Source organism: Streptomyces sp. NPDC090022 (assembly GCF_044748145.1).
Lineage (GTDB): Bacteria > Actinomycetota > Actinomycetes > Streptomycetales > Streptomycetaceae > Streptomyces.
The window spans coordinates 1-23,435 of sequence record NZ_JBIVFN010000041.1 but is presented as its reverse complement, the minus strand read 5'-3'; the positions used below and the strand labels follow the sequence as shown (position 1 = coordinate 23,435).

Sequence of the window (23,435 nt, the reverse complement as noted above, 5' to 3'; positions counted from 1 at the left end):
TCACTCCTTCACGGCACCGGCGAGCAGGCCGGAGACGAACTGGCGCTGAAGCGCGAGGAACACGAGGGCCATGGGGATCGCGGCGGCCGCCGTCCCGGCGAGGATGGCGCCGTAGTCGGTCTCGTCGAGGCCCTGGAGGGAGGCCAGGGCGACCGGGACGGTGTACGAGGCGCTGTCGCGCAGGACGACCAGCGGCCAGACGAAATCGTTCCACTGGTAGAGGAAGAGGAAGATGGCGAGGGCGGCCAGGGCCGGCCTCATCGGGGGAAGGACCACCTTCCAGAACAGCCGCAGTTCGCCGCAGCCGTCCGTGCGTGCCGAGTCGAGGAGCTCGTCGGGGAGCGCGGCCATCGACTGGCGCATCAGGAAGATGCCGAAGGGCAGCGCCAGATTCGGCATGATCACGGCCTGGTAGGTGTTCAGCCAGCGCAGCTCGGCCATCATCTGGAAGAGGGGTACGAGGGTGACGTGGGCCGGGATCACGAGGCCGAGCATGATCAGCCCGAACAGGGCGTCACGGCCGCGGAAGCGGTACTTGGCGAAGCCGTATCCGGCCAGGGTGCAGACGGCTCCCGCGCACACGGTGTAGACGACCGCGATGAGCAGGGAGTTGAGGACGACCCGCCCGAACTGCGCCGTGTCCTGGAGCGTCTGGAGGTTGGCGGCGAGATGGCCGCCGGGCAGCAGGGGCGGCGGGCTGTCGAAGATCTCCGCGGAGCTGTGGGTGGCGGCGATCACGAGCCAGTAGAAGGGGAGGACGACGGCGGCGAGCACGATGGCGAGGCCCGAGGTCAGCAGGATGCCTCGGCCGCGGTGGCGGGTGGTCACGGTTTGTCCCCCAGCAGACGGAACTGGATCACGCCGAGGAGACCGATGAGGACGGCCAGGGCGTAGGCGATGGCGGAGGCGTATCCGAAGTCGAAGTACTTGAAGGCGTTCTGGTACAGGTACACGCCGATGGTCAGGGTCGCGTTGTCCGGGCCGCCGCCGGTGAGCACGTACGGCTCGTCGAAGACCTGGAGGGTGCCGATGGTGGAGAGCACGGCGGTGAGCAGGAGCGCGGGGCGCAGGCCCGGCAGGGTGACGTGGCGGAAGGAGGTCCACGCCCCGGCCCCGTCGACGGCCGCCGCGTCGTACAGCTCGGCCGGTACCGACTGCAGGCGGGCGAGCAGGATCACCGCGTTGTACCCGGTGTAGTGCCAGGTCAGGGCGAGACCGAGGGAGACCTTCGCCCACAGGGGGTCGGTCAGCCAGGGCACGGCGTCCAGGCCAGCCAGCCCCAGCAGCCAGTTGACCAGTCCGTAGTCCTTGTTGAGCAGGACGGAGAACATGATTCCGTAGGCGACCAGGCCGGTGACCATCGGCAGGAAGAAGCCCAGCCGGAAGACCGCCCGGCCGCGCAGCAGGGTGGAGTCGAGGGCCACCGCCAGGCCGGTGGCCAGGGCCAGCATGATCGGTACCTGGACGGCGAGGATCACCGCGGTGTTCTCCAGGGCGGTCCAGAACAGCGGATCGCCCAGCAGCCGGGTGTAGTTGCCGGTGCCGGCGAACCGCTCGGTCCCGCCGGCGGTGGTGTGGAGGCTGATCCGGAAGGACTGGACGATCGGATAGCCCTTGAACGCGGCGAACAGCAGCAGGGCCGGCAGGACGAAGAGGTACGGGGCCATGCGCCGGCGCCGCCGCCCCGCGGACCGCGCGGCCGCCGCCGGGGCGGGGGCGGCCGTGGCGGCGGCGGTGGCGGTGGCCGTGCGCCGGGCGAGTGTCCCGGTCATCGCGCGACCTTGCGTCCGGTCTGCCGGGCGAGCTGCTCCGCCGCCTCCTTCAGCACCTTGGCCGGGTCGGCGCCGGCCAGCAGCACCTTGGACTGGGCGTCGGTGACGAGCTTGAGCGCACGGGCGTAGTCGGCGGTGTAGTTGAAGGCGGGCGAGGGGGCCTTGAGGGCGTCGAGGAAGACCTCGCCCCTCTTCTGTCCGCCGAAGAACGCCGAGGGCTCGTGGAAGACCGGGTCGTCGTAGGCCTTCATCAGGGCCGGGGCGATGCCCTTGCCGCGGTAGATCCGGACCTGCGAGGCCGGGCGGGTGAGGACGAACTCGACGAAGGACCAGGCGGCGGCCTGGTTCGGGCTGGAGCCCGCGACGGCGAGGTGGGTGGAGTTGACGGTGGCCGCGCTGGAGCCGCCCCGGCGCACGGGCGGCGGCAGCCGCACCTTCCACTTCCCCGCCTGCTCGGGCACCTGCTCCTCGATGATGCCGCCGAACCAGGTGGGCATGGGCAGCACGGCCGCGGTGCCCTCCTTCAGGGAGGCCATCAGGGCGTTCCAGCCGCCGGCGAGGTCGCTGACCAGACCCTCGTCGTTCATCGTCTTGATGAGCGACATGGCCTTCACGGCCTCCGGCGCGTCGAGCGTGATCTCCCCGGCGTGGTTGAAGTAGAAGGCGCCCTGGAGCTGGAGGAGCATCTGGAAGACGTTGGCGGAGTCCGCCTGGGAGGCGGGCTTGTCGATGCCCAGCAGGTGGGCGCCGGTCTTCGCCTTGATCTTCTTGCCGGCCTCGATGGTCTCCTCCCAGGTCTGCAGGGCGCCGGCGTCGACCCCCGCTGCCTCGAAGAGGTCCGCGCGGTAGTAGAAGCCCGCCGAGTTCGCCTCCCAGGGCAGGGCGTTGACGCGCTTGCCGTCGGGGGACACGGTCTGCCACATGCCCGGGGCGAAGGCGTCCTTGTGGGCGTCCGCACCCAGCGGACCGAGATCGGCCAGCCCTCCGGGGAACTTCTCCACGTAGCCCGGCAGGTAGTCGACACCGATGTGCAGGACGTCGGCCAGGCCCTGACCGCCGGCCGCCAGGGCGGTGGTGATCCTGTCCCAGATCGCCGGGTTGCCGATGTCCTCGACGGTGACCTCGATCTCCGGATAGGTCTTGTTGAACTCCGGTACGAGCGCCTTCATCTCGGCGGCCGGGCCCTGCCATGACCAGACCGTGACGCGGCCTCGGTCCTTCTCCCCGACGCTGCCGCCCTGACCGGTGTCCCCCGTGCCGGAACAGGCACTCAGGCCGGCTCCCGCGGCGATCGCTCCGCCGATCCGCAGCACTCTTCGCCGTCCCAGTTCCATGCCTGACCACCCCTGTTCGCACCGTTGCGGAAGCCGACTGGCCGGGACTGTAACAACGCCAACTCGACGCTTGCAAGCATTCGTTGAAAACTTTCATCGGCCTCGGCAATGGATTCTGGCAACTTCATTGCAATCCCTCGTCCGTGGTTGCTAGCGTGCCGCGCGCCCAGCTCGGCGCCGACCGGTCCCCCGCACCATCGACCGCGACGCACCATCGACCGCGACCCGACCCCGACCCCGACCCGGGAGAACCTGATGACGCGTTCCCGTGTGCCGCTCCTGACCGCCCTCGCCCTGCTCGCCACGCTCGCCCCCCTCACCCTCGGCGGCCCCGCCTCGGCGGCCCCGCCGGACGCCGCCGGACGACCCGCGCCCGGCCCGCTCACCGTCGTCAACCCCGGGTTCGAACAGGGCACCACGGGCTGGCAGTTCACCTCCGGCAGCGGCGTCGCCACGAACTACCCGCACGGCGGTGCGCGGCTCGCCTACCTCGACGGCGGGCCCGGCCTGAAGGTGTCCCAGGCCGTGACGTCCACCGGCAGGGGCGTCTACGACATCTCCGCCTGGATCGCCACGGGCGGCCCGAACGGCCGGTACGTCGCCCGCGTCAACGGCGTGGTGGCCGCCGAGCAGGTCCTGCCCGGCGCCTCCCAGTACCGCCGCTACACCCTCAGCCGGATAGCCCTGGCCCCCGGCGACCGGCTGGAGATCGCGTTCGAGTCGGGGGACGCCTGGGTCAACGCCGACGACGTGATGCTCTCCCCCGCCTCGCCGGCCGACCCCCGGGTCAGCTCCTCGGACCCGGAGATCGTCGCGATGTTCGACTGGGCCAAGCGGAAGGCCAACAGCTGGGTCCACCTGCCGCAGACCGTGGGGCCGCTCAACGTCGACGAGTGGAACACCGGCGGCACCGGCACCGGGACGTACGGCGCCTCCTACTGGGCCGGTTACGCCAACCGCAGCGGCTACTACTCCCGCGACATGGCCCACCAGCTGGCCGGCGCGGGTGTCCTCGGACTGCACGCGGAGAACAAGGCGATGCTCCGCTCCTTCGCCGCCTCCGCCACCGCCGAGCACAAGTACTACCCGGCGTGGGCCCTCAACTTCGACACGAGGACCTACCTCTCCATCGACTACCGCAGTCCCACGAACTTCGTCCGCGAGGTGCCGGCCACCTTCGAGCTGGTCCAGAAGGCCGAGGAGGCCTACCGCTGGAGCGGGGACCGCTCCTACCTCCGGGACCGGGTCCTGTGGGACTTCTACCGGCACGCGACCGAGGAGTTCGTCACCCTCCACGACGGGCTCAAGGACAACGGCGCGGTCAAGGTGGCCGAGGGCACCGGGGGCGGCATCTTCCAGGGCACCGCCAGCTACAACGAGCTGAGCGGCGAGCCGCTCGCGGAGGCGGGGGACGCGATCGGCTCCCAGTACCAGGCGTACCTGGCGATGGCCTCGCTCGCGCGCGCCAAGGGCAGCCACGGACTCGCCGGCCGCTTCGACGCCAAGGCCCGTGACCTCAAGGCGTACTTCAACTCCACCTGGAGCGGCTCCGGTTCAGGGGCGGACATGGTGCGCGGCTACACCACGGACGGACGGCCGCTGACCGGGTGGGGCAAGGAGAACAGCTGGTTCATGCCGATGAAGCAGATCATGGAACCCGGGCCGCGCCGGGAGGCCTACCTGGACTACATCGACGAGCAGGCCTCGGGCGCCGGCCGGCCCGCCAACATCGAGGCCCTCACGTACCTGCCGGACACCTTCTTCCGGAACAACCGCAACGACACCGCGTGGAAGTGGATGAAGACCGTCTACGACCGCAAGGACATCCAGCACGTGAACACCAAGCAGGGCACCAACGGCGACTACCCCGAAGTCTCCTTCACCCTGCTCGGCCAGACCGTCGAGGGCCTCATGGGGGTCGTCCCCGACGCCCCGGAGCGCTCCCTGACCACCCAGTCCCGGCTGCCGTCGGGGATGGACTGGCTGCGGATCGACGACCTGCGGATCGGCGACTCGTCCTTCTCCCTGCGCCACGACGGAGCGACGAAGTCCACCCTGACCCACACCTCCGGCCGCTCCTCCCACACCTGGGAGGCCCGCTTCCCCGGCACCCACGCGACGGTCACGGTGGACGGGGTGGCCCGGCCGGCCCGGACCAAGGTCGTCGACGGCGTCACATACACCTACGTGACCCCGGTCGTGGCCCCCGGACGCACGGTCACGGTCGAGGTCCGCTGACGAGGGGGCGGGCGCATGGCGGCGGGACCGTCGCCATGCGCCTGCCCCGGGCCGTCGGCCTCAGCAGGCGATCACGACGTCGTGGACGACCGGGTTCGGCGCCCAGGGGTACGACGCCACGCCGAAGGTGCCACGGACGGTGGACCCGCAAGGGGCGGTGACGGCAGGACCGTTTACCGTGAGGGTCGACGAGTTGAAGATGACGGGCCGGGTCTGGACGCTGGGCGCGGCGCCGCCGACGATCTCCGCGGTCAGCGTCGTCAACAGCTCCTTCGGCCGGGGCGCGGGGCTGCCCGGGGACGGCGGGCCGGCGAGGGCGACCGTGCCGTAGACGGCGGCGGTGGTGCCGGTGACCTCGACGCAGATCCGGGTGGCCAGCCCCGCCTGGAGCCCGGAGGCGCCGCAGGAGACGGCGGGTTCGGCGGTGTCCGGCCGGAGCGCCGCGGCGCCGGCCGGAGTCATCGACAGGACGCTCAGGCCTATGACGCCGACCACGAGAGGGGCAAGGCGGTTCATGCGGTGGTTCTCCTTCACATGGGTCTGATCGGAAGTCCCCCGAGAGGGTGTGCAATGTGATATTTCACTGCCACCGGAACGCGCGGGTGATCTCCGCGTGAACAGGTCCCGCACGCTCGGTGACGCGCCCCTCCCGGCGGCGCGGCCGCCCGGCGCCGGGGCTCCGGGTGCGACACAGGCACCGGCTGACGCGTCACCGCCCGGGCCCGCCTCCCCACCCCGGCCGCACGCTCACCGCCCGCGGCTGAGGTCCACCCGGACGAAAACACCCGCGCGGGCGGCGGCCGCGGCTGCCGCGGCGGCCCGGTCGGCCGCCTCGGCATCCAGCGGGGCGGGGGTGGTGAGCAGGCGGTAGTAGAGCGGGGCGGAGACGGCGCGGATCACCTCCTCCGGGTCCGTGTCCGCCGGCAGTTCGCCCCGCTCGACGGCCTGTTCGACGCAGGGCGCCCACTGTGCGACCCGGACCGCGTAGAAGCGGTGCAGGGCCTCGGCGGCGCGCGGGTCGGTGCCCGCGGCAGCGATCACCGCCCGGAACAGCGGCCCCTGGCGCGGATCGGCCAGGGTCCGCGCCACGAGGGCGGCGTTGGCGCGGAGGTCGCCGTCCAGCGAGCCGGTCTCGGTGCGCGGCAGGGACTGCTCGGCCATGTCCGCGAGCAGGTCGGCGACGAGCCCGGCCGGGGTCCCCCAGCGGCGGTAGACGGTCGTCTTCCCGACGTCCGCGCGGCGGGCGACCTCGGCCAGGTCGAGCCGGTCGAACCCGGCTTCGGCCAGCAGGTCGCCCGCCGCGTCGAGCACGGCGGCCCGGACCCGGGCCGTCCGCCCGCCGGGCCGCACGGTGCCCGGCCCGGTCTGACCCGGCCCGGTCTGACCCGGCCCGGTCTGACCCGGCCCGGTCCGACCCGGCCCGGTCCGACCCGGCCCGACCGCGCCCGCCTGGGACGGCTCCTCGGCCGCGGTGTCGTCGCGGTCCACACCCTCATCCGCCATAACGGTTCTCCAGTTCCATTAGGAGCCCCTTCCTGTTACCTTGGGAGCAGCTTAACGGGTCACGCGTTCCATTAATACGTGAGGAGTCCGTCATGGAATACAGGCAGCTCGGTGCGTCCGGTCTCGAGGTCCCGGTGCTCAGCTTCGGGGCAGGAACCTTCGGCGGCAGCGGACCGCTGTTCGGCGCCTGGGGGGACACCGGGGTCCGCGAGGCGCGCCGGATGGTCGACATCGCCCTCGACGCGGGCATCACGCTCTTCGACACCGCCGACGTCTACTCGGCCGGGGCCTCGGAGACCGTGCTCGGCGAGGCCGTCGCGGGCCGTCGCGACCGGGTGCTGATCTCGACCAAGGCGGGTCTGCCCATGGGCGACGGCCCCGACGGGGCCGGCACCTCGGGCAGCCGTCTCGTGCGGGCCACGGAGGACGCCCTGCGCCGGCTCGGCACCGACCGCATCGACCTCTTCCAGCTGCACGCCTTCGACGCGTCCGTACCGGTGGAGGAGGTGCTGGAGGCGCTGGACCGGCTCGTCCGGGACGGCAAGATCCGCCACGTCGGCGTCTCCAACTTCGCCGGCTGGCAGCTGATGAAGTCCCTGGCCGCCGCCGACCGGCACGGCTTCCCGCGCTACGTTGCCCACCAGGTCTACTACTCCCTCGTCGGCCGCGACTACGAGTGGGAGCTCATGCCGCTCGCCCACGACCAGGGCGTCGGCGCGCTCGTCTGGAGCCCGCTGGGCTGGGGCCGCCTCACGGGCCGGATCCGGCGCGGCAGCCCGCTGCCGGCCGGGAGCCGGCTCCACGCGACCGCCGATTTCGGCCCGCCGGTGGACGAGGACCTGCTGTACGACGTCGTCGACGTCCTCGACGAGGTCGCGCGGGAGACCGGGCGGACGGTCCCCCAGGTCGCCCTGAACTGGCTGCTGCGCCGCCCCACCGTGTCCTCGGTCATCGTCGGCGCCCGCAACGAGGAGCAGCTGCTCCAGAACATCGGCGCCGTCGGCTGGTCGCTGGCCCCGGAGCAGATCGCCCGGCTCGACGCCGTCAGCCACCGCCCCGCCCCCTACCCGTACTTCCCCTACGAGCGCCAGGAGGGCTTCGCCCGCCTGAACCCGCCGCTGCTCTCCCCGGCTCCTGCCGCGCCGTAACCGCGTCGCCGCCCGCCCTCACGGCGGAGGACGGGCGGCGACGGGGCTGCAGGCGGCAGGGGACAGCAGGGGTACGGGATCTTCTAGACGATGCCCTCGGCGATCTCGGCCTGCTCCTTGGCGGTGCCGTACGCCGACGGGGTCCCGTACGAGCGGCGCGCGACGTACCACCACACGCTGGCGAGGACCAGGACGACCGCGAGGGCGATCACCGCGTAGTTCATCGAGTCGATGGTGACCGGCGACTTCTGCGGCAGGCAGAACAGGACGGTGACCACGGCCACCCAGATGACGGCGATCCAGCCGATCGGACGGCTCCAGCGGCCCAGGCTCCACGGGCCGGGCTGGAAGCGGTTACCGGCGCGCAGCCGCAGGTAGATCGGGATGGCGTAGGCCGGGGTGATGCCGATGACGTTGATGGCGGTCACGGCCCCGTACGCGGTGGCGGAGTAGAGCGACGGCAGCGCCAGCACACCCGCGACGGCCACCGAGAGCCATACGGCCGGGACCGGCGTCTGGGTGCGGCTGCTGACCTTGCGCCACAGGGCCGAGCCGGGCAGCGCGTTGTCCCGGCTGAACGCGAAGACCATCCGGCTCGCGGCCGCCACCTCGGCGTTGCCGCAGAAGAGCTGCGCGACGATCACCACGAGGAGCAGGGCGGTGGCGCCGCCGGTGCCCAGGGCGTCGAGGAAGATCTGGGCGGGCGGGACGCCCGTGGCGGTGTTCTGGGTGGCCGCGTAGTCCTGGATGGCGAAGGTGAGACCGGCGAGCAGCGCGAATCCGGCGATCCAGGAGACCCAGATGGCGCGGACGATGCCCTTGGCCGCGGAGACGGAGGCGTTGGAGGTCTCCTCGGACAGGTGCGCGGAGGCGTCGTAGCCGGAGAAGGTGTACTGGGCGAGCAGCAGGCCGATCGCCGCCACGTAGAACGGGTTGGCCCAGCCGGTGTCGTTGACGAACTCGGTGAAGACGAACGACGGCGACTGGTGGTGGTCGGGGATGATCGCCAGGGCGCCGACGATCACGGCGACGCCGGCCAGGTGCCACCAGACGCTGATCGAGTTGAGCACACTGACGAGGCGGACGCCGAAGAGGTTGAGCACGGCGTGCAGCAGCAGGATGGCCAGGAAGATCAGGAAGGTGGAGCCGGCGGTGGGCTCGAAGCCGAACTGGAGGTTGAGGAAGGCTCCGGTGAACAGGGCGGCGCCGTAGTCGATACCGGCGATCGCGCCGAGCAGGCCGAGCAGGTTCAGCCAGCCGGTGTACCAGCCCCAGCGGCGTCCGCCGAGCCGGTCGGCCATGTAGTAGAGCGCGCCCGAGGTCGGGTAGGCGCTGGTGACCTCGGCGAGGGCGAGCCCGACGCAGAGCACGAAGAGGCCGACGCCGACCCAGCCCCACAGCATGACGGAGGGTCCGCCGGTGCCCAGGCCGAAGCCGTAGAGGGTCATGCAGCCGGAGAGGACGGAGATGACGGAGAAGCTGATGGCGAAGTTTCCGAAGCCGCCCATCCGGCGGGCGAGGACGGGCTGGTAGCCCAGCTCTCTGAGCCGTTCCTCCTCGTTCCGGTGGGCTGGTGCCTTGTGATCCTGGCGGCCTGCCCAGGCAGTGCGGGACATGACGGTACCTCCGGGGGTGGTGGAGCACGGGGGACGAGTGGTGCACGGGGGTGTGGAGCGGTGGAACGAGGGGTGGTGCGGTGCGGTGAGGGGGTGGGACGCGGCCGGTGAGGGGGTGGGACGCGGCCGGTGCGGGGGCGGGGACGCGGCCGGTGCGGGGGCGGGGGCCGAGGGGGCGGCGGGGCGGCGGGGCGGCGGGGCGGCGGGAGGCTGTCAGGTGCCCGCGGCCAGGCTGCGGGACCTGGCGCGCAGGAACACCTCCTCGGCCAGCGCCTGATCCGCCGGATCGCGGGTGCGGTAGGCCCACGGCAGGGTGGTCCAGTACCGGCCGACGGCCTCGAAGACCCGGGCCGCCTCGGTGAACTGGAGGGCTCCCCAGAGCGCGTGCGCGAGATGGTTGAGGTCCAGCGGCGAGGCGTGCGCCAGGTCGGCGTGGTGGAACCACGCCTCCAGGGCGTGGGTGGCGTCGCGGATGGCGTCCTCGGCGACCCAGTGCAGGTCCAGGGCCCGCTCCTGGCCGCGTTCGCGGCGGTAGCGCTCGACGCGGGCATAGAGCGGCAGGACGTGGACGGCCGAGCCGGTCGGGGCCGAACCGGCGGCCCACTGCACGAAGTTGGCGGCCTCGGAGCGCGGTCCCGACGCGCGCGCGTACATGAACTGGAGCATCCGGTGGTACGCCTCGCGGTTGTGCGGGTCCCGCTGGTCGGCCTCGGCGAGGATGCCCCAGGGCCCGGGGGGCAGCATCGGGCCGGGCGGCGGGAGGCGGTGCTCGTCCATCAGCACCTCCTCGTCGAGGAGGGCGAGGGCGAGCAGGCAGACCCAGGGCACGGGGTCGGCGGGGGCGAGGTCGGCGCTGTCCCGGCACGCCCGCCAGGCCTCCTGCCACAGTTCGCGCGTACGGGGGTGGCCGGCCCGGTGGGCGCGGACGGCCCGTTCGACGGCGACCCGGGTGTGCATCACCGCGGCGGCGACACTGTCCGGCTGCTCGGCCCGCCAGGCCTGGACCACGTCGGAGCCGGCGGCGACCGCGGCGAGGACCTGGGTGCGCTGGGTCCACAGCCCCCAGCCGCCGGTGCGCTCCAGCAGCTGCGCCATCGCCACCCAGCGCCCGGTCCGCAGGTCCTGGACGGCGACGCGCAGCTCGTTGTCGTGGCCGGCGGGGTGGTAGACGGGCCGGAAGTCGCTGCCCGCCATCACCCCGCCCCGCACGACGAACGGCAGGTGCGGACGTGCCTTGCGCTGGTCGTGGTCATCAATCCTCGGATCACGTGGCGGGTGGGGCCGGTCGGCGTTCGGCTGCCTCGCTGCAGCCATGCCGTCGCCAGGGACGCCCAAATCCCTTCAGGGGCCCTGCCGTTGACCCCCGGCCTGCGTCCTTTTCCGTTGATCGGCGATCACTATAGAGCGCGTGTGCGCGTCTGCTGCAAGATTCTCGATCGAACGGAAGTAACCGGCCATCACCGAGAGATGACTTTGCGTCAGTATCGCCGGACGGTGAACCCGCCCGACCAGAAGGGATCTTGACGGGCGGCGTCCGCTGATGAAGGCTTCCCAGCGACGATCAAGCGGCCCGGCCGGGAAGCCGGACGGGCGGCCGACACCAGGGACGGAGCGGTGATGACGGGCCCGGTGCTCGCGGTCGACCAAGGCACATCGGGGACCAAGGCGCTCGTCGTCTGCCCGGAGCGCGGGGTCATCGGCTCCGGTTCCGCGCCCGTACGGCCCCGCTACCTGCCCGGCGGCCGGGTGGAGGTCGACCCCCGCGAGCTGCTGGACTCGGTCGTCGGGGCCGGGCGGGCGGCGCTGGCGGCCGCCGGTGAACCGGTGGTGGCGGTGGGGCTGGCCAACCAGGGCGAGACCGTGCTCGCCTGGGACCCGGTCAGCGGTGAGCCGCTGACCGACGCGCTCGTCTGGCAGGACCGCCGCGCCGAACCGCTCTGCGCCGAGCTGGAGGCGTACGCACCGTCGTTGCTGGAGCGGACCGGACTGCCGCTGGACCCGTATTTCGCCGCGCCCAAGATGGCCTGGATACGCCGCCACCTCACCCGGCAGGGCGTCGTGACGACCAGCGACGTATGGCTGGTACACCGGCTCACCGGTGCGTTCGTGACCGACGCGGCGACCGCCGGCCGGACCCAGCTGCTCGATCTCGACACCGTCGACTGGTCGCGGCCGGCGCTCGACGCCTTCGGCCTCGCGGACGAGCGGCTGCCCGCCGTCGTCGACGCGGACACCCCGGTCGGCACCACCACCGCCTTCGGGCCCGAACTCCCGCTGACCGGGCTGCTCGTGGACCAGCAGGCGGCGCTGCTCGCCCAGCGCGTCACCGAGCCCGGCACCGCCAAGTGCACCTACGGCACGGGGGCGTTCCTGCTCGCGCAGAGCGGTCCGCTCCCCCGCCGCAGCACCACGGGTCTGGTCGGCTGTGTGGCCTGGCGGCTCGCCGGCCGCACCAGCTACTGCCTGGACGGCCAGGTCTACACGGCCGCGTCGGCCGTGCGCTGGCTCACCGAGCTCGGCGTGATCTCCGGCGCCGAGGACATCGACACGGTCGGCGGGAGCGTCCCGGACGCCGGTGGCGTCACCTTCGTCCCCGCGCTCGCCGGGCTCGCCGCCCCCTGGTGGCGGGGCGATCTGCGGGGCTCGGTGTCCGGTCTGGGCCTGGACACCACGGCCGGGCACCTGGTGCGCGCGCTGTGCGACGGCATCGCGGCCCAGGTGGCGGAGCTCGCCGACGCGGCCGCCGCCGACCTGGGCGCGCCGCTCACCGCGCTGCGGGTGGACGGCGGGCTGACCCGGTCCGCGCTGCTGATGCAGGCCCAGGCCGATCTGCTCCAGATCCCCGTCGAGGTCTCGGCGCTGCCGGACGTCACCGCGCTCGGCGTCGGCGCGGTCGCCCGCCTCGGGTACGACCGCGCGCTCACCGTCGCCGAGGCCGTCCCGCGGTGGGAGCCGTCCGCCGTGTACGAACCGGCGGCGGACGCCGGGCGGGCGGCCGAACGCCGGGCGCGGTTCCGTACGGCGGTCGCCGCCCTGCTCGACGCCGGACCGGCATGAGCGTCACCACCGGCGGCGCCCTGCCCGGCGGGACGTACGACGTGACGGTCGTCGGCGGCGGCGTGGTGGGGACGGCGATCGCCCGCGAGCTGGCCCGGCTGCCCCTGCGCACCGCCGTGGTGGAAGCCTGCGACGACGTGGGCGAGGGCACCTCCAAGGCCAACACCGGCATCCTGCACACCGGTTTCGACGCGGTGCCCGGCTCCCTGGAGTCCCGCCTCGTCCGGGAGGGGCAGCGGCGGCTCGCCGCGTACGCCGCCGAGAGCGGCATCCCGGTGGAGCCCCTCGGGGCGCTGCTGGTGGCCTGGGACGAGGAGCAGCTGGCCGCCCTGCCCGGCCTGGCGGAGAAGGCGGTGCGCAATGGCTACCGGGCGGCCCGGATCGTACCGGCCGAGGAGGTGCGGGCCCGCGAGCCGGAGCTCGGGCCCGGCGCGCTGGGGGCGCTCCACGTACCGGGCGAGTCCGTCATCTGTCCCTGGACGACCACCCTCGCGTACGCCACCCAGGCCGTGCGCGCCGGTGTCGACCTGCACCTCGGCTGCCGGGTCACGGCGGTCGCCCCGGGCGATCCGGGTGATCCGGGTGATCCGCACACGCTGGCCACGAGCCGAGGGCGGCTGCGCACCCGGTACCTGGTCAACGCGGCGGGCCTGTACGCCGACGACCTCGACCGGCTGCTGGGCCGGGACGGCTTCACGGTGACGCCCCGGCGTGGCCAGCTGATCGTCTTCGACAAGCTGGCGCGCCCGCTGGTGCGGCACATCCTGCTGCCGGTGCCGGGCGCGCTCGGCAAGGGCGTGCTGGTGTCGCCGACGGTGTACGGCAACGTGCTGCTCGGGCCGACCGCCGAGGACCTGGACGACAGGACGGCCACCGGTTCGACGGCCGACGGGCTCGCGCTGCTGCGCGAGAAGGGCCGGCGGATCCTGCCGGCCCTGCTGGAGGAGGAGGTCACCGCCGTGTACGCCGGGCTGCGGGCGGCCACCGAGCACGACGACTACGCGATCTCGGCGTACCCCGCGCAGCGGTACGTCGCGGTGGGCGGGATCCGTTCGACGGGGCTGACGGCCTCGATGGCGATCGCCGCCCACGTGGTGGAGCTGCTGGCGGAGGGCGGTCTGGACGTGACCGGGGCGCGCGAGCCGGAGCCGGTGCGGATGCCGAACCTGGGCGAGGCGTTCCCCCGGCCGTACCGGGACGCGGAACGGATCGCGGCGGACCCGGAGTACGGCAGGATCGTCTGCCACTGCGAGCGGGTGACCCGCGGGGAGATCCGCGACGCCCTCGCGGCGACCGTCCCGCCCGCCTCGCTGGAGGGCCTGCGGCGGCGCACCCGGGCGCGGGGCGGGCGCTGTCAGGGCTTCCACTGCGGGGCCGCCGTCCGCGCGCTGTTCGAGGGGGCCCGCCGGTGAACGGGGTGCGCGAGCGCGCGGTGGACGTGCTGGTCGTCGGGGCCGGTCCCGCCGGGCTGGCGCTGGCCGCCCGGGTGGCGGCGGCCGGCGCGGGGCGGGTCGAGGTCCTCGAACGCGAGGAGGAGGCGGGCGGGGTGCCCCGGCACTGCCGGCACGGCGGCTTCGGGGACCCGCCGCGCCCCTGGCTCGCGGGCCCGGCGTACGCGCGGCGGGCCGTCCGGGCGGCGCTGGCCGCCGGGGCCGCGGTCCGCACCGGGGTGAGCGCCACCGGCTGGGCCGGGCCGCTGACCCTCACCACGACGAGCCCGGCGGGCCTGGAACGGATCACGGCCCGGGCGGTGGTCCTGGCCACCGGCGCCCGGGAACGCCCGCGCAGCGCCCGCCTGGTGCCGGGATCGCGGCCGGCCGGTGTGCTGACCACCGGGGAGGTGCAGCAGGCGGTCCACCGCTACGGCCAGGACGTCGGCCGGCGGGCCGTGGTGGTGGGCGCCGGTCCGGTGGCCCGGCACGCCGTCCGTACGCTGCGCCGGGCGGGCACCCGCGTGGTGGCGGTGGTCACGGAACGGCCGCGGGCCGCCGCCGTGCCGGGGGCGGCGCTGCTGACGGCCACGACGGTGGCCGAACTGCGGGGCCGGGGGCGGCTGTCGGGCGTCGCCGTCCGGCACGCGGACGGCCGGTACGGGGTGCTCGCCTGCGACACGGTGGTGTTCACGGGCGACTGGATCCCCGACCACGAACTGGCTCGCCACGGGGGCGTCGGCCTGGACGCGGGCACCCGTGGACCCGCCGTGGACGCGGCCTTCCGTACGTCGGTGCCCGGTGTCTTCGCCGTCGGCAACGCCCTGCGCGGTATCGAACGGGCCGGCACGGCGGCCGCGGAGGGCGCCGCCGCGGCGGCCCCGGTGCTGGCGCACCTGGCGGGCGCGCCCTGGCCCGAGCCCGGCCCGCCGCTGCTCGTGCGGGCGCCGCTGGTGTGGGTGACGCCGAACCGGGTCACGGGCGTCTTCGACCGGCCGCTGCGGCTGCGCTCCGGGGAGGCGCTGACCGCACCGGTGGTGACGGTCGCCCAGGACGGCCGGCTGCTGTGGCGGCGGCGGATCCCGGGCCCGGTCTCGCCGGCGCGGTCGCTGCGGCTGCCGCCGGGGTGGACGGCGCGGGTCGAGCGGGCGGGCGGCCCGGTCGTCGTGGGACTGGGCTGACCGATGCTGTCAGGGGCCGGACACCACCCGGACCACCTGCTCCACCTGCGGGGTCAGGTAGAAGTGGTCGCCCTCGAAGACATGGGCCGAGAACGGCCCGTCGGTCACCTCCCGCCACCGCTCCACCTCCTCGGGCGTGACCTGGGGGTCGCGGTCGCCGGTCAGGGCGACGACCTCCGCGCGCAGCCGCGGGGCGTCCGGGCGGGGCCGGTAACTGTCGATCAGGTGGTAGTCGTTGCGCAGGATCGGCAGCAGCAGCTCGCGCAGGTCGGGGTCCTCCCACACGGCCGCGTTCGTGGCGCCCAGCGCGGTGACCGAGGCGATCACGTCCTCGTCGTCGCGGATCCGCTCGCGGGGGGCGGGGTCCCTGCGGCGGCCCGAGACGCACAGCCGTCGCACGTGGGTGGTCCCGGCCGCCTCCAGGAGCAGCAGCGTCTCGTACGCCACCGCCGCGCCCATGCTGTGCCCGAACAGCACGGTGGGCACGGGGTCCTCGGCCAGGAGTTCGGCGGCGACCGCCGCCGCCAGGGTGTCCATGGCCGGGACCAGGGGCTCGGCGAAGCGGCTCTCACGGCCCGGGTACTGGACGGCGAGGAGCTCGACCGAGGGGTCCAGCGGGCGGGACCAGGACCGGAAGAAGCTCGCGCTGCCGCCGGCGTGCGGGAAGCACACCAGGCGCAGGGGCGGCGCGGGCAGGGGGCGGTGGCGTACCAGGTAGGACATGGGGCTCGATTCGTCAGCCGAGTATGGCCTCACCCAGGGGGGTGAGGAGGTGGACCGAGGAGTTCTCCCTGCGTTCCGTGGTCACGAAACCGGCCCGGCGCAGGACCGTGACGTGCTTGCTGGCCGAAGGGTTGGAGATCTGGAGCTGTTCGGCGATCTCCCCCGTCGAGCGGGCGTCCTGGAGGGTGACCAGGACGTCCGCCCGGGTGCGGCCCAGCAGGGCCCGCAGGGCGGACTCGCCCTCCCGACCCTGCCACAGCGCGGCGGCGGCCTCGGGCGCCGGGGTGACGTTGTAGACGAGGACGGGCAGGCCGGACCAGCCCAGGGCCGCGTCGATGAGGAAGGGCTGGGGCGCGAACAGGGAGGGGACGAGCGTCAGGCCCCGCCCGGCCAGGTCCGTCTGCCGCCCGGGCTGGGAGTTGTCGATTCGCAGCACCGGCGCCTCCCAGCGGACGCTGCCGTGCAGGCTGTTGAGCACGTGCTCCATCCCGCCGGCGAGCATGGCCCGTCCGCAGGCGTCGCGTTCGGCCTTCAGGGTACGCAGGATGCGGTCCCAGAACGGCTGGACGGCCGCCGTGTGGAACAGGTCCGTCTCGCGCGGGACGGGCGAGGTGAGGGTCTCCAGCAGGGAGAGCGCGGGCTCCATCGCGGGCGGGCCGGACGGGGCGGACGGTGCGCCGTGCGCGGCCGAGACGCGGCGCATCCGGATCCGCGCCGCCCGGCGCCATTCGGCGAACCCGTCGCGCTGCTGGTCCGTCAGCCGGGCCCAGGCGAAATGGGTTTCGAACGACGCTCCCAGCGTGCTGATGACACGGACACGGGCGATATCCTCGACATTGAGGCGCAATTCCAGCAAACCAACGCTCCCCCGGCTAATTCCTCATGATCATAAGCAAATGGGGACGGCGGGCGCCACCCCGGTCAGCGCCACTCCATCGACACCGGCAGGCTGCTGTAGCCCTGGACGAGGTTCGAGCGCATCCACCGCAGCTCACCGGCGAGCCGCACCCCGCGTGCCTCGGCGGCCAGCTGCCGCAGCAGCTCCTTCAGTTCGACCCGGGCCAGCGCCGCGCCCAGGCAGTGGTGCGGTCCGGTGCCGAAGCCGAGGTGCCGGTTGGGGGTGCGCCCGGGCAGGAAGGTGTGCGGGTCGGGGAAGAGCCGCTCGTCGCGGTTGGCGGCCGAGAGCCAGGCCACCACCGCCTGGCCCTTGCGGATCTCCTGGCCGCCGACGACGCAGTCCTCGGTGGCCACGCGCAGGACGTGCGCGGCCGGGGAGGTCCAGCGGACGAGCTCCTCCACGGCCCGGTCGGTGAGCTCGGGGTCGGCGTGCAGGGCGTCCAGCGTGCCGGGGAACTTCTGGAAGACGTGGAAGGCGCCGGTGATCGAGTGCCGGGTCGTCTCGTTGCCGCCGATCAGCACGTTGTCGCAGTTGATCAGCACGTCCTCGGTGGACAGCCGGCCGTCCGCGAGCAGGGCGCTGACCAGGTCCGTCCCGGGCTGCCGCTGCCGGCGTTCGATCAGCTCGTGGAAGTAGAAGAGGATCTCGGTGTGCGCCTCGGCCGGAGTCATCTTCGAGAAGGAGCTGTCCTCGCCGCCGAACGCGTGGTTCGTCAGCTCGATCAGCTGCTCGCGCTCGCCGATCGGAACGCCGATGACCTCGCAGACGATGGCGGCGGGCAGCCGGGGGCCCACTTCCAGGGCGATGTCGGTGGTCTCCTCGGACTTCAGCCGTTCGACGATCTCCTTCACCTCGTGCCGCAGCACCGATTCCAGTTCGGGGGCGCGCAGCCGGGACAGGAACGGGCCGATGAGGCGCTTGAGCACGGTGTGCCAGTCGCCCTCGCTGACCACGAGCATCCGGCCGCCGGAGGTGTCCGCGTGCTCGGCGTCGAAGCCGATCATCATGCCGTGCTCGGAGGTGAAGGGGGCCTTGGGGGAAAGGACCGCGGCGACGTCACGGTGCGAGAAGACCGACCAGAAGCCGCCCGGCGAGAGGCCCGGCCCGCTCCAGATCTTCGCGTCCGAGGCGACGTACTCCCGCCACATCTCGAAGCGGTCGTCGGTGGTGTAAAGATCGGGGTGTGCCAGATCGATGGTCATGGTGATCTGTCTTCGCCTGTCTGTCGGGGGAGCGCGTGAGGGAACGCGCTGGGAGGAGGGGGAACGAGGGGGTCACGCCGGGGCCTTCTCCGGCTCGGGCAGCTCCGGCTCGGGCAGCTCCCGCGCGGCGGGTTCCGCGCCGGGCAGCCGGGGTGCCCGGCGCAGGACGGGGCTCAGGACCGCCGCCAGTGCGCTGACGGCCGCCAGGACGGCGCAGACCAGCAGGGCGGTGGAGCGGCCCGTGAGGTCCAGCAGCACACCGCCCGCGAGCGGGGCGATCGCGCCGCCGGCGCCGCTGGCGATCCCGGCCACGCTGATGACGCGTCCCCGGTGGCTGTCGGGGGTCAGCAGCAGCTGGTACGTGGTGAAGCAGGCGCTGGACGTCGGCGCGGCGAACGCGATGGCGCCCAGCAGGACGCCGGGGGTCCAGCTGCCGGGGAGCAGCGCGATCCCCGCCGTGCACGCCGCGAACAGCCACAGCACGACGATGATCGGCCGGGAGCCGGGCAGGGCCTTCATCAGCAGCGGCGCGGCCAGGGCGCCCAGCAGGCCGCCGGCGCCGACCAGGCCGGCCATGACACCGATGAGTCCGGTGGCCATGCCGCCGCCCTGCGCCGAGGCGATCACGATGAAGTAGACGGCGCCGAAGAAGAGGTTGGTCGCCGTCGCGAAGGCCAGGCCCAGGCGCAGGTAGGGGTGGCGGGCGAGCCACCGGACCCCCTCCAGCAGCTCCCCCGCACCGCCGCGGCCACCGGCGGGGGTGGCCGGGGCAGCGGGGTCGGCCGGGGCGGCAGGGGCCGCCGGGGGCTGGCGTTTCATGAACAGCAGCAGCACCAGCCCCACCAGGTGCGCGGCGCACCCCACGACGAACGGGAAGGCGTTCCTGACCGCCAGCAGGAAGCCGCCGGCCGCGTTCCCGGCGAGGTGGCCGGCGTACGTGCGCGCCGAGTTCATGGCCACGGCCCGCGGCAGTCTCTCCTCCGGGACCAGGCCCGGGATCATCGCCTCGCCCGCCGCCATCATCATGGCCGTGGCCGCGCCGTTGACCAGCGCGAGCACCACCAGGGCGGGCAGGGAGACCTGCCCGGCCCACAGCAGCAGGGCGAGCCCGCCGAAGACCGCCACCAGGGCGGCCTCGCACCACAGCATCACCGACCGGCGGTCATACCGGTCGGCGACCGCCCCGGCGGGCAGGCCCGCCAGGAGCATGGCCGCCGCGTCGACGAAGCCGATGACGCCCGCCTGGGACGGCGATCCGGTGATCGCCAGGGCCAGCAGCGGCAGCACGATCAGCGAGGTGCTGTACGCGAACTCGCTGAACGCCTGGCTCGTCCACAGCAGGGTGAACCCGCGGCCCTGCCGCCGGTCCCGCTGTCCGGCCGCCGCCATCAGGCGAGCAGCCGCGAGCGCGACTTGGTGTGGACGTACGTACGGCGCAGGTCGCGCACCATGCTGGTGCGCTTGAGCCAGCGGTCGGTGCCGTCGTAGCGCGGGGTGAAGGTGTCCCGGCCGTGGATGACCCGGTAGTTGTCGATGAACGCGGCCTCGCCGGGGCTCAGTACGACGCGCCGCGCGGCGGCCGCCAGCTGCCGGGCGGCGGCGTCCATGGCCCGCCCGGCCTCCTCGTCGCCCTCGACGGGGCTGGTGAAGTCGGCGTCGATGCGCAGGTACGGGGAGTCCTCGGGGCCGAAGAGCACCGAGGCGACCTCGTGCGGGCGCTCCTCCAGGGCGGAGGGGTGCTCGGCCGTGTGCAGCGGGACGACCTCGTGCGAGTCGTCCGGGAAGAACCGGAACCGGTCCTGGTGCAGCACCTCGCGCAGCGGTCCGGACACCTCGACGGCGTCGACCTCCGCCACGGTGGTGCCCACGCCGTCGGGGTTGCGCAGGCACATCAGCGCCACGTAGTCGCCGCGGCAGGTGTGGAAGACGTCCTCGGTGTGCAGGGTGAGCTGCTGCTCGCTGCTGGCGCTGGTGAGGGAGGCCTCCTGGCCCTTGGAGGGGCACACGTCGTGGACGAGGCGGCCGTTCTGCTGGTTGGTCCAGGCGAACGGGTCGCCGAGGACGGAGGCGATCAGGAGCAGCACCAGTTCCTCACGGATCGCGGCGCCCTCCTTCTCGGCGACCTGCCAGCTCGGCGGGGTGGGGACGAGGTTCTCGTCGACGGGCAGGTTCGCCACGGCGATGACCGCGTCCTCGGCGGCGCGGGCGGCGACGAGGAACTGCCGTACGCCCACGGGCAGTCGCTCGGACTCGACGCGGATCCGGTCCGCGTACTCCATGGGGGTCCAGACGGGGTGGGCGGCGAGGAAGGCGTCGGCGATCCGCGCCACCTCGGTCTTCTCCGTGTCGTTCAGCACGTATCGGGCCACAACAACATCCTTTGCGTTTCGTCAGTTACCGGTGGTCGCGGCGATCTGCCGCAGTGCGTCGAGGAAGGCGTCCGCGAGGGCGCGGACGGTGGTGGGGGTGTGGGTGGCGGGGGCGTGCATCCAGTCGACGCGCAGCTCGCCGTCGCTGACGGCGGCCACGATGTCGATCAGGTGCGGGCGCGGCTGCGCGGCGGCCTGGTCGGCGCCGAGGCTGTCGAAGCGGTCCCGGACCAGGCCGGTGCCGTCGCCGCCGCCGGCGCCGCTGGTCCCGGTCCCGGTCCCGGCGTCCCACTGGCCGAGGTAGTTGAAGCTGATCCTCGGGTACGGGGCCGCGGCCAGCGCGGTGTGCGCGGGGCTGCCCGGCTGGGAGAGGTGGCGCAGGGCGCCGTAGCCGATGCCGCGGCCGGGCAGCTTGCGCAGGCCCTTCTTGACGGCCTTCAGCGCCGGGCCCCAGTCGCCCGCCGGGACGGCGAGGGTGACGGGGTAGATCGTGGTGAACCATCCGACGGTCCGGGACAGGTCCACGTCGTCGAACAGTTCCTCGCGGCCGTGGCCTTCGAGGGCGATCGTGACGGGGGCGCCGGCCCAGTCCTTCAGGACCCGGCCGAGGGCGGCGAGCAGCACGTCGTTGATCTGCGTGCGGTGCACCGCCGGCACCCGGTGCAGCAGGGCCTCGGTCTCGGCGCGGCCGAGCGTCGCGGATTCCACCGCGAGTTCGCCGTACGTCGGGGAGGTGCCCGGTCCGGCGTCGGCGGGGCCGTCGCACGGGATGTCCACCGCGCCGCCGGAGGCCTTCTGCCAGTACGCGCTCTCGTGGTCGAGGGCGCCCGAGCGGACGTGGTCGGTGAGGCGCCGCGCCCACAGCTGGTAGCTGCTGGACTTCGGCCCGAGGTCCACCGTACCCGCTGCGGCGAGCTGTTCGTACGCCGCGGCCAGGTCCTCCAGGAGCACCCGCCAGGACACGCCGTCCATCACCAGGTGGTGCACGGCCAGGAACAGCCGGGGGGCCTCGCCGGCGGGCATGCGCAGGAAGACACCCCGTACGACGGCGCCGGTGGCCGGGTCGAGGGCGCTCTGCGCCTCCTCCGCGGCGGCGTGCAGGGCCTGTCCGGTGCCGGTCGCGAGGGTGGTCAGGTCCCGTACGGCGAGCAGGCCGGCGGCGCGCTCGCCGTACTCCTGGGTCCAGGTGCCGGTGGCGGCGTCCTGGGCGAAGCGCATGCGCAGGGCGTCGTGGTGGTCCACGACCGCTGCCAGGGCCCGCTCCAGGAGCGCGGGGTCGGTGTCGGGGGCCAGGCCCACGTGCACCGACATAGCGTACCGGCGCGGATCGACGGTGTGCGTGTCGAAGAACCACCGCTGGATCGGGGTGAGTTCGACGGCCCCCGTGACGGCGGCGGGCGTTTCGCCATCGGCCTCGGCCGCGGCCGCGGTGTGTTCCACGACGGCGGCCAGTTCGGCCACCGTCTGGTGGACGAACAGGAGCTTCGAGCTCAGCTTCAGGCCCGCCTGGCGGGCCCGGGAGATGACCTGGATGGAGAGGATCGAATCGCCGCCGAGGTCGAAGAAGTTGTCGTGGACGCCGACCTTCTCCACGCCCAGCACCTCCGACCAGACCTCGGCCAGGGCCTCCTCGGTGGCGTCGCGCGGGGCGGTGTAGGGCGTGCCGAGCTGTTCGGTGCGCAGTTCGGGGGCGGGCAGGGCGCGCCGGTCCACCTTGCCGCTGGGGGTGAGCGGGAGCCGCTCCAGCGGGACGAAGAGCGCCGGGACCATGTAGTCGGGCAGGGTCCGCGCCAGGTGGGCGCGCAGGTCCGCGGTGGGGATCGCCTCGTCGGCGACGACGTAGGCGACAAGGCGCTTGTGGCCGTCGGCGCCCTGGTGGGCGATCACGACAGTCTCGCGCACCAGGTCGTGGCGCACCAAGGCCGTCTCGATCTCGCCGAGCTCGATACGGAACCCGCGGATCTTGACCTGGTCGTCGGCCCGGCCGAGATGTTCGAGCGTGCCGTCGGCCAGCCAGCGGGCCACGTCGCCGGAGCGGTACATCCGCTCGCCGGGGGCGCCGTACGGGTTGAGGGGGAAACGTTCCTCCGTCAGATCGGGGCGGTGCAGATAGCCCCGCGCGAGGCCGCCGCCCGCGACGTAGATCTCGCCGGCGACCCCGACCGGGACGGGCCGGCGGTGCTCGTCGAGGAGCAGGACCCGGTAGCTGGGCAGCGGCCGCCCCGCCGGCAGCCGGCCTCCGGCGGCGAGGTGCTCGGCGGTGATCTCCTGGTAGGTGACGTGCACGGTGGTCTCGGTGATCCCGTACATGTTCACCAGCCGCGCGCCCGACCCCCCGGCATACCGCTCGAACCACGCCAGCAGGTGCTTGGGCTCCAGCGCCTCACCTCCGAACACCACCCACCGCAGAGCGGCGGGCACCGGGGCCTCGGACCGGACGGCCTGTTCGACGAGCTCGCGGAACATCGACGGGGTCTGGTTGAAGACGCTCACGCCCTCGTCGCGCAGCAGCTGCCACATCGCCTCCGGGCTGCGCGCCGTGTCGTGCGGCACGACCACCGCCCGGCCCCCGGTGATCAACGCACCCCACAGCTCCCACACCGAGAAGTCGAAGGCGTACGAGTGGAACACCGTCCACACGTCGTCCGCGCCGAAGCCGTACGCCGGCTGGCAGTTGGCCAGCAGGTTCAGCACCGTCCGGTGCTCGACCGCCACGCCCTTGGGACGGCCCGTCGAGCCCGACGTGTAGATCACGTACGCGAGGTGCGTGCCCGTGGTGTCCGTCTCGGGGGTGGAGGCGGGCCGGGCCGCGATCACCCCGGCGTCGGCGTCCAGGTCCACCACCCGCGTGCTGCCGACCGGCAGTTGACGGTTCAGTCCGCGGTGGGTGACCAGCAGTTCGGCCCCGGAGTCCGCCAGCATGTAGGCCAGCCGGTCCGCCGGATACGCGGGATCCAGCGGCAC

18 protein-coding genes are annotated in these 23,435 nt (G+C 73.4%); 5 read left to right on the top strand and 13 right to left on the bottom strand.

The window, feature by feature from the left end; all coding sequences use genetic code 11:
- From ACIPXB_RS36295 to ACIPXB_RS36285, 3 genes are read right to left on the bottom strand one after another with little or no spacing between them, the layout of a single operon-like run.
- Positions 1-828, bottom strand: a complete 828-nt coding sequence (locus ACIPXB_RS36295) for a carbohydrate ABC transporter permease (RefSeq protein ID WP_401457130.1) — start codon at positions 826-828, stop codon at positions 1-3.
- Positions 825-1,772, bottom strand: a complete 948-nt coding sequence (locus tag ACIPXB_RS36290; RefSeq protein WP_401457129.1) for a carbohydrate ABC transporter permease — start codon at positions 1,770-1,772, stop codon at positions 825-827. The genes ACIPXB_RS36295 and ACIPXB_RS36290 overlap by 4 nt, the downstream gene beginning before the upstream one ends.
- Positions 1,769-3,106: an ABC transporter substrate-binding protein gene (locus ACIPXB_RS36285; protein WP_401457128.1), complete on the bottom strand. Its 1,338-nt coding sequence runs from the start codon at positions 3,104-3,106 to the stop codon at positions 1,769-1,771. The genes ACIPXB_RS36290 and ACIPXB_RS36285 overlap by 4 nt, the downstream gene beginning before the upstream one ends.
- Positions 3,107-3,361: 255 nt before the next feature.
- Here ACIPXB_RS36285 and ACIPXB_RS36280 point away from each other — a divergent pair, with 255 nt between their 5' ends.
- Positions 3,362-5,344 (top strand): hypothetical protein, encoded by a 1,983-nt coding sequence (locus ACIPXB_RS36280; protein WP_401457127.1) that lies wholly within the window; start codon positions 3,362-3,364, stop codon positions 5,342-5,344.
- Positions 5,345-5,404: 60 nt separating this feature from the next.
- Here ACIPXB_RS36280 and ACIPXB_RS36275 read toward each other — a convergent pair whose 3' ends face one another.
- Both ACIPXB_RS36275 and ACIPXB_RS36270 read right to left on the bottom strand, forming a co-directional pair.
- Positions 5,405-5,860 (bottom strand): hypothetical protein, encoded by a 456-nt coding sequence (locus ACIPXB_RS36275; protein ID WP_401457126.1) that lies wholly within the window; start codon positions 5,858-5,860, stop codon positions 5,405-5,407.
- A gap of 231 nt (positions 5,861-6,091) precedes the next feature.
- Positions 6,092-6,847 (bottom strand): TetR/AcrR family transcriptional regulator, encoded by a 756-nt coding sequence (locus ACIPXB_RS36270; protein WP_401457124.1) that lies wholly within the window; start codon positions 6,845-6,847, stop codon positions 6,092-6,094.
- A 92-nt stretch (positions 6,848-6,939) separates the two neighbouring features.
- Between ACIPXB_RS36270 and ACIPXB_RS36265 the strand changes: the two genes are divergently transcribed.
- Positions 6,940-7,995 carry an aldo/keto reductase gene (locus tag ACIPXB_RS36265; RefSeq protein ID WP_401457122.1) on the top strand — a complete coding sequence of 352 codons (1,056 nt, stop codon included), beginning with the start codon at positions 6,940-6,942 and terminating at the stop codon, positions 7,993-7,995.
- Between the two features lie 83 nt (positions 7,996-8,078).
- On the opposite strand, the gene ACIPXB_RS36260 is transcribed toward ACIPXB_RS36265, so the two are convergent.
- A complete protein-coding gene (locus ACIPXB_RS36260) occupies positions 8,079-9,611 on the bottom strand; it encodes an amino acid permease (protein WP_401457120.1) in 1,533 nt (510 codons plus the stop codon).
- A 213-nt stretch (positions 9,612-9,824) separates the two neighbouring features.
- A complete protein-coding gene (locus tag ACIPXB_RS36255; protein ID WP_401457158.1) occupies positions 9,825-10,805 on the bottom strand; it encodes a hypothetical protein in 981 nt (326 codons plus the stop codon).
- Positions 10,806-11,228: 423 nt separating this feature from the next.
- Here ACIPXB_RS36255 and ACIPXB_RS36250 point away from each other — a divergent pair, with 423 nt between their 5' ends.
- Genes ACIPXB_RS36250 through ACIPXB_RS36240 form a run of 3 tightly spaced genes read left to right on the top strand, consistent with a single transcriptional unit; the run spans position 11,229 to position 15,279 of the window.
- Positions 11,229-12,668: an FGGY family carbohydrate kinase gene (locus tag ACIPXB_RS36250; protein ID WP_401457118.1), complete on the top strand. Its 1,440-nt coding sequence runs from the start codon at positions 11,229-11,231 to the stop codon at positions 12,666-12,668.
- Positions 12,665-14,080: an FAD-dependent oxidoreductase gene (locus tag ACIPXB_RS36245; protein WP_401457115.1), complete on the top strand. Its 1,416-nt coding sequence runs from the start codon at positions 12,665-12,667 to the stop codon at positions 14,078-14,080. The genes ACIPXB_RS36250 and ACIPXB_RS36245 overlap by 4 nt, the downstream gene beginning before the upstream one ends.
- Complete coding sequence (locus ACIPXB_RS36240; RefSeq protein WP_401457113.1) at positions 14,077-15,279, top strand: NAD(P)/FAD-dependent oxidoreductase; 1,203 nt, start codon at positions 14,077-14,079, stop codon at positions 15,277-15,279. The genes ACIPXB_RS36245 and ACIPXB_RS36240 overlap by 4 nt, the downstream gene beginning before the upstream one ends.
- A gap of 9 nt (positions 15,280-15,288) precedes the next feature.
- Here the strand turns inward: ACIPXB_RS36240 and ACIPXB_RS36235 are convergent, their stop codons facing one another.
- The 6 genes from ACIPXB_RS36235 to ACIPXB_RS36210 all read right to left on the bottom strand — a co-directional run.
- The gene (locus ACIPXB_RS36235) at positions 15,289-16,002 is read right to left on the bottom strand and encodes a thioesterase II family protein (RefSeq protein ID WP_401457111.1); all 714 of its coding nucleotides are present in this window, start codon (positions 16,000-16,002) and stop codon (positions 15,289-15,291) included.
- 13 nt (positions 16,003-16,015) lie between these two features.
- Positions 16,016-16,858, bottom strand: coding sequence for an ArsR/SmtB family transcription factor (locus ACIPXB_RS36230; protein ID WP_401457109.1), 843 nt, complete (start codon positions 16,856-16,858; stop codon positions 16,016-16,018).
- A 65-nt stretch (positions 16,859-16,923) separates the two neighbouring features.
- Positions 16,924-18,102 carry a cytochrome P450 gene (locus tag ACIPXB_RS36225; RefSeq protein ID WP_401457106.1) on the bottom strand — a complete coding sequence of 393 codons (1,179 nt, stop codon included), beginning with the start codon at positions 18,100-18,102 and terminating at the stop codon, positions 16,924-16,926.
- Between the two features lie 72 nt (positions 18,103-18,174).
- Positions 18,175-19,491 (bottom strand): MFS transporter, encoded by a 1,317-nt coding sequence (locus ACIPXB_RS36220; protein ID WP_401457104.1) that lies wholly within the window; start codon positions 19,489-19,491, stop codon positions 18,175-18,177.
- Positions 19,491-20,471: a TauD/TfdA family dioxygenase gene (locus ACIPXB_RS36215; RefSeq protein WP_401457101.1), complete on the bottom strand. Its 981-nt coding sequence runs from the start codon at positions 20,469-20,471 to the stop codon at positions 19,491-19,493. The genes ACIPXB_RS36220 and ACIPXB_RS36215 overlap by 1 nt, the downstream gene beginning before the upstream one ends.
- A 21-nt stretch (positions 20,472-20,492) precedes the next feature.
- A partial coding sequence (locus ACIPXB_RS36210; protein ID WP_401457098.1) for an amino acid adenylation domain-containing protein occupies positions 20,493-23,435 on the bottom strand: 2,943 nt, incomplete at its 5' end.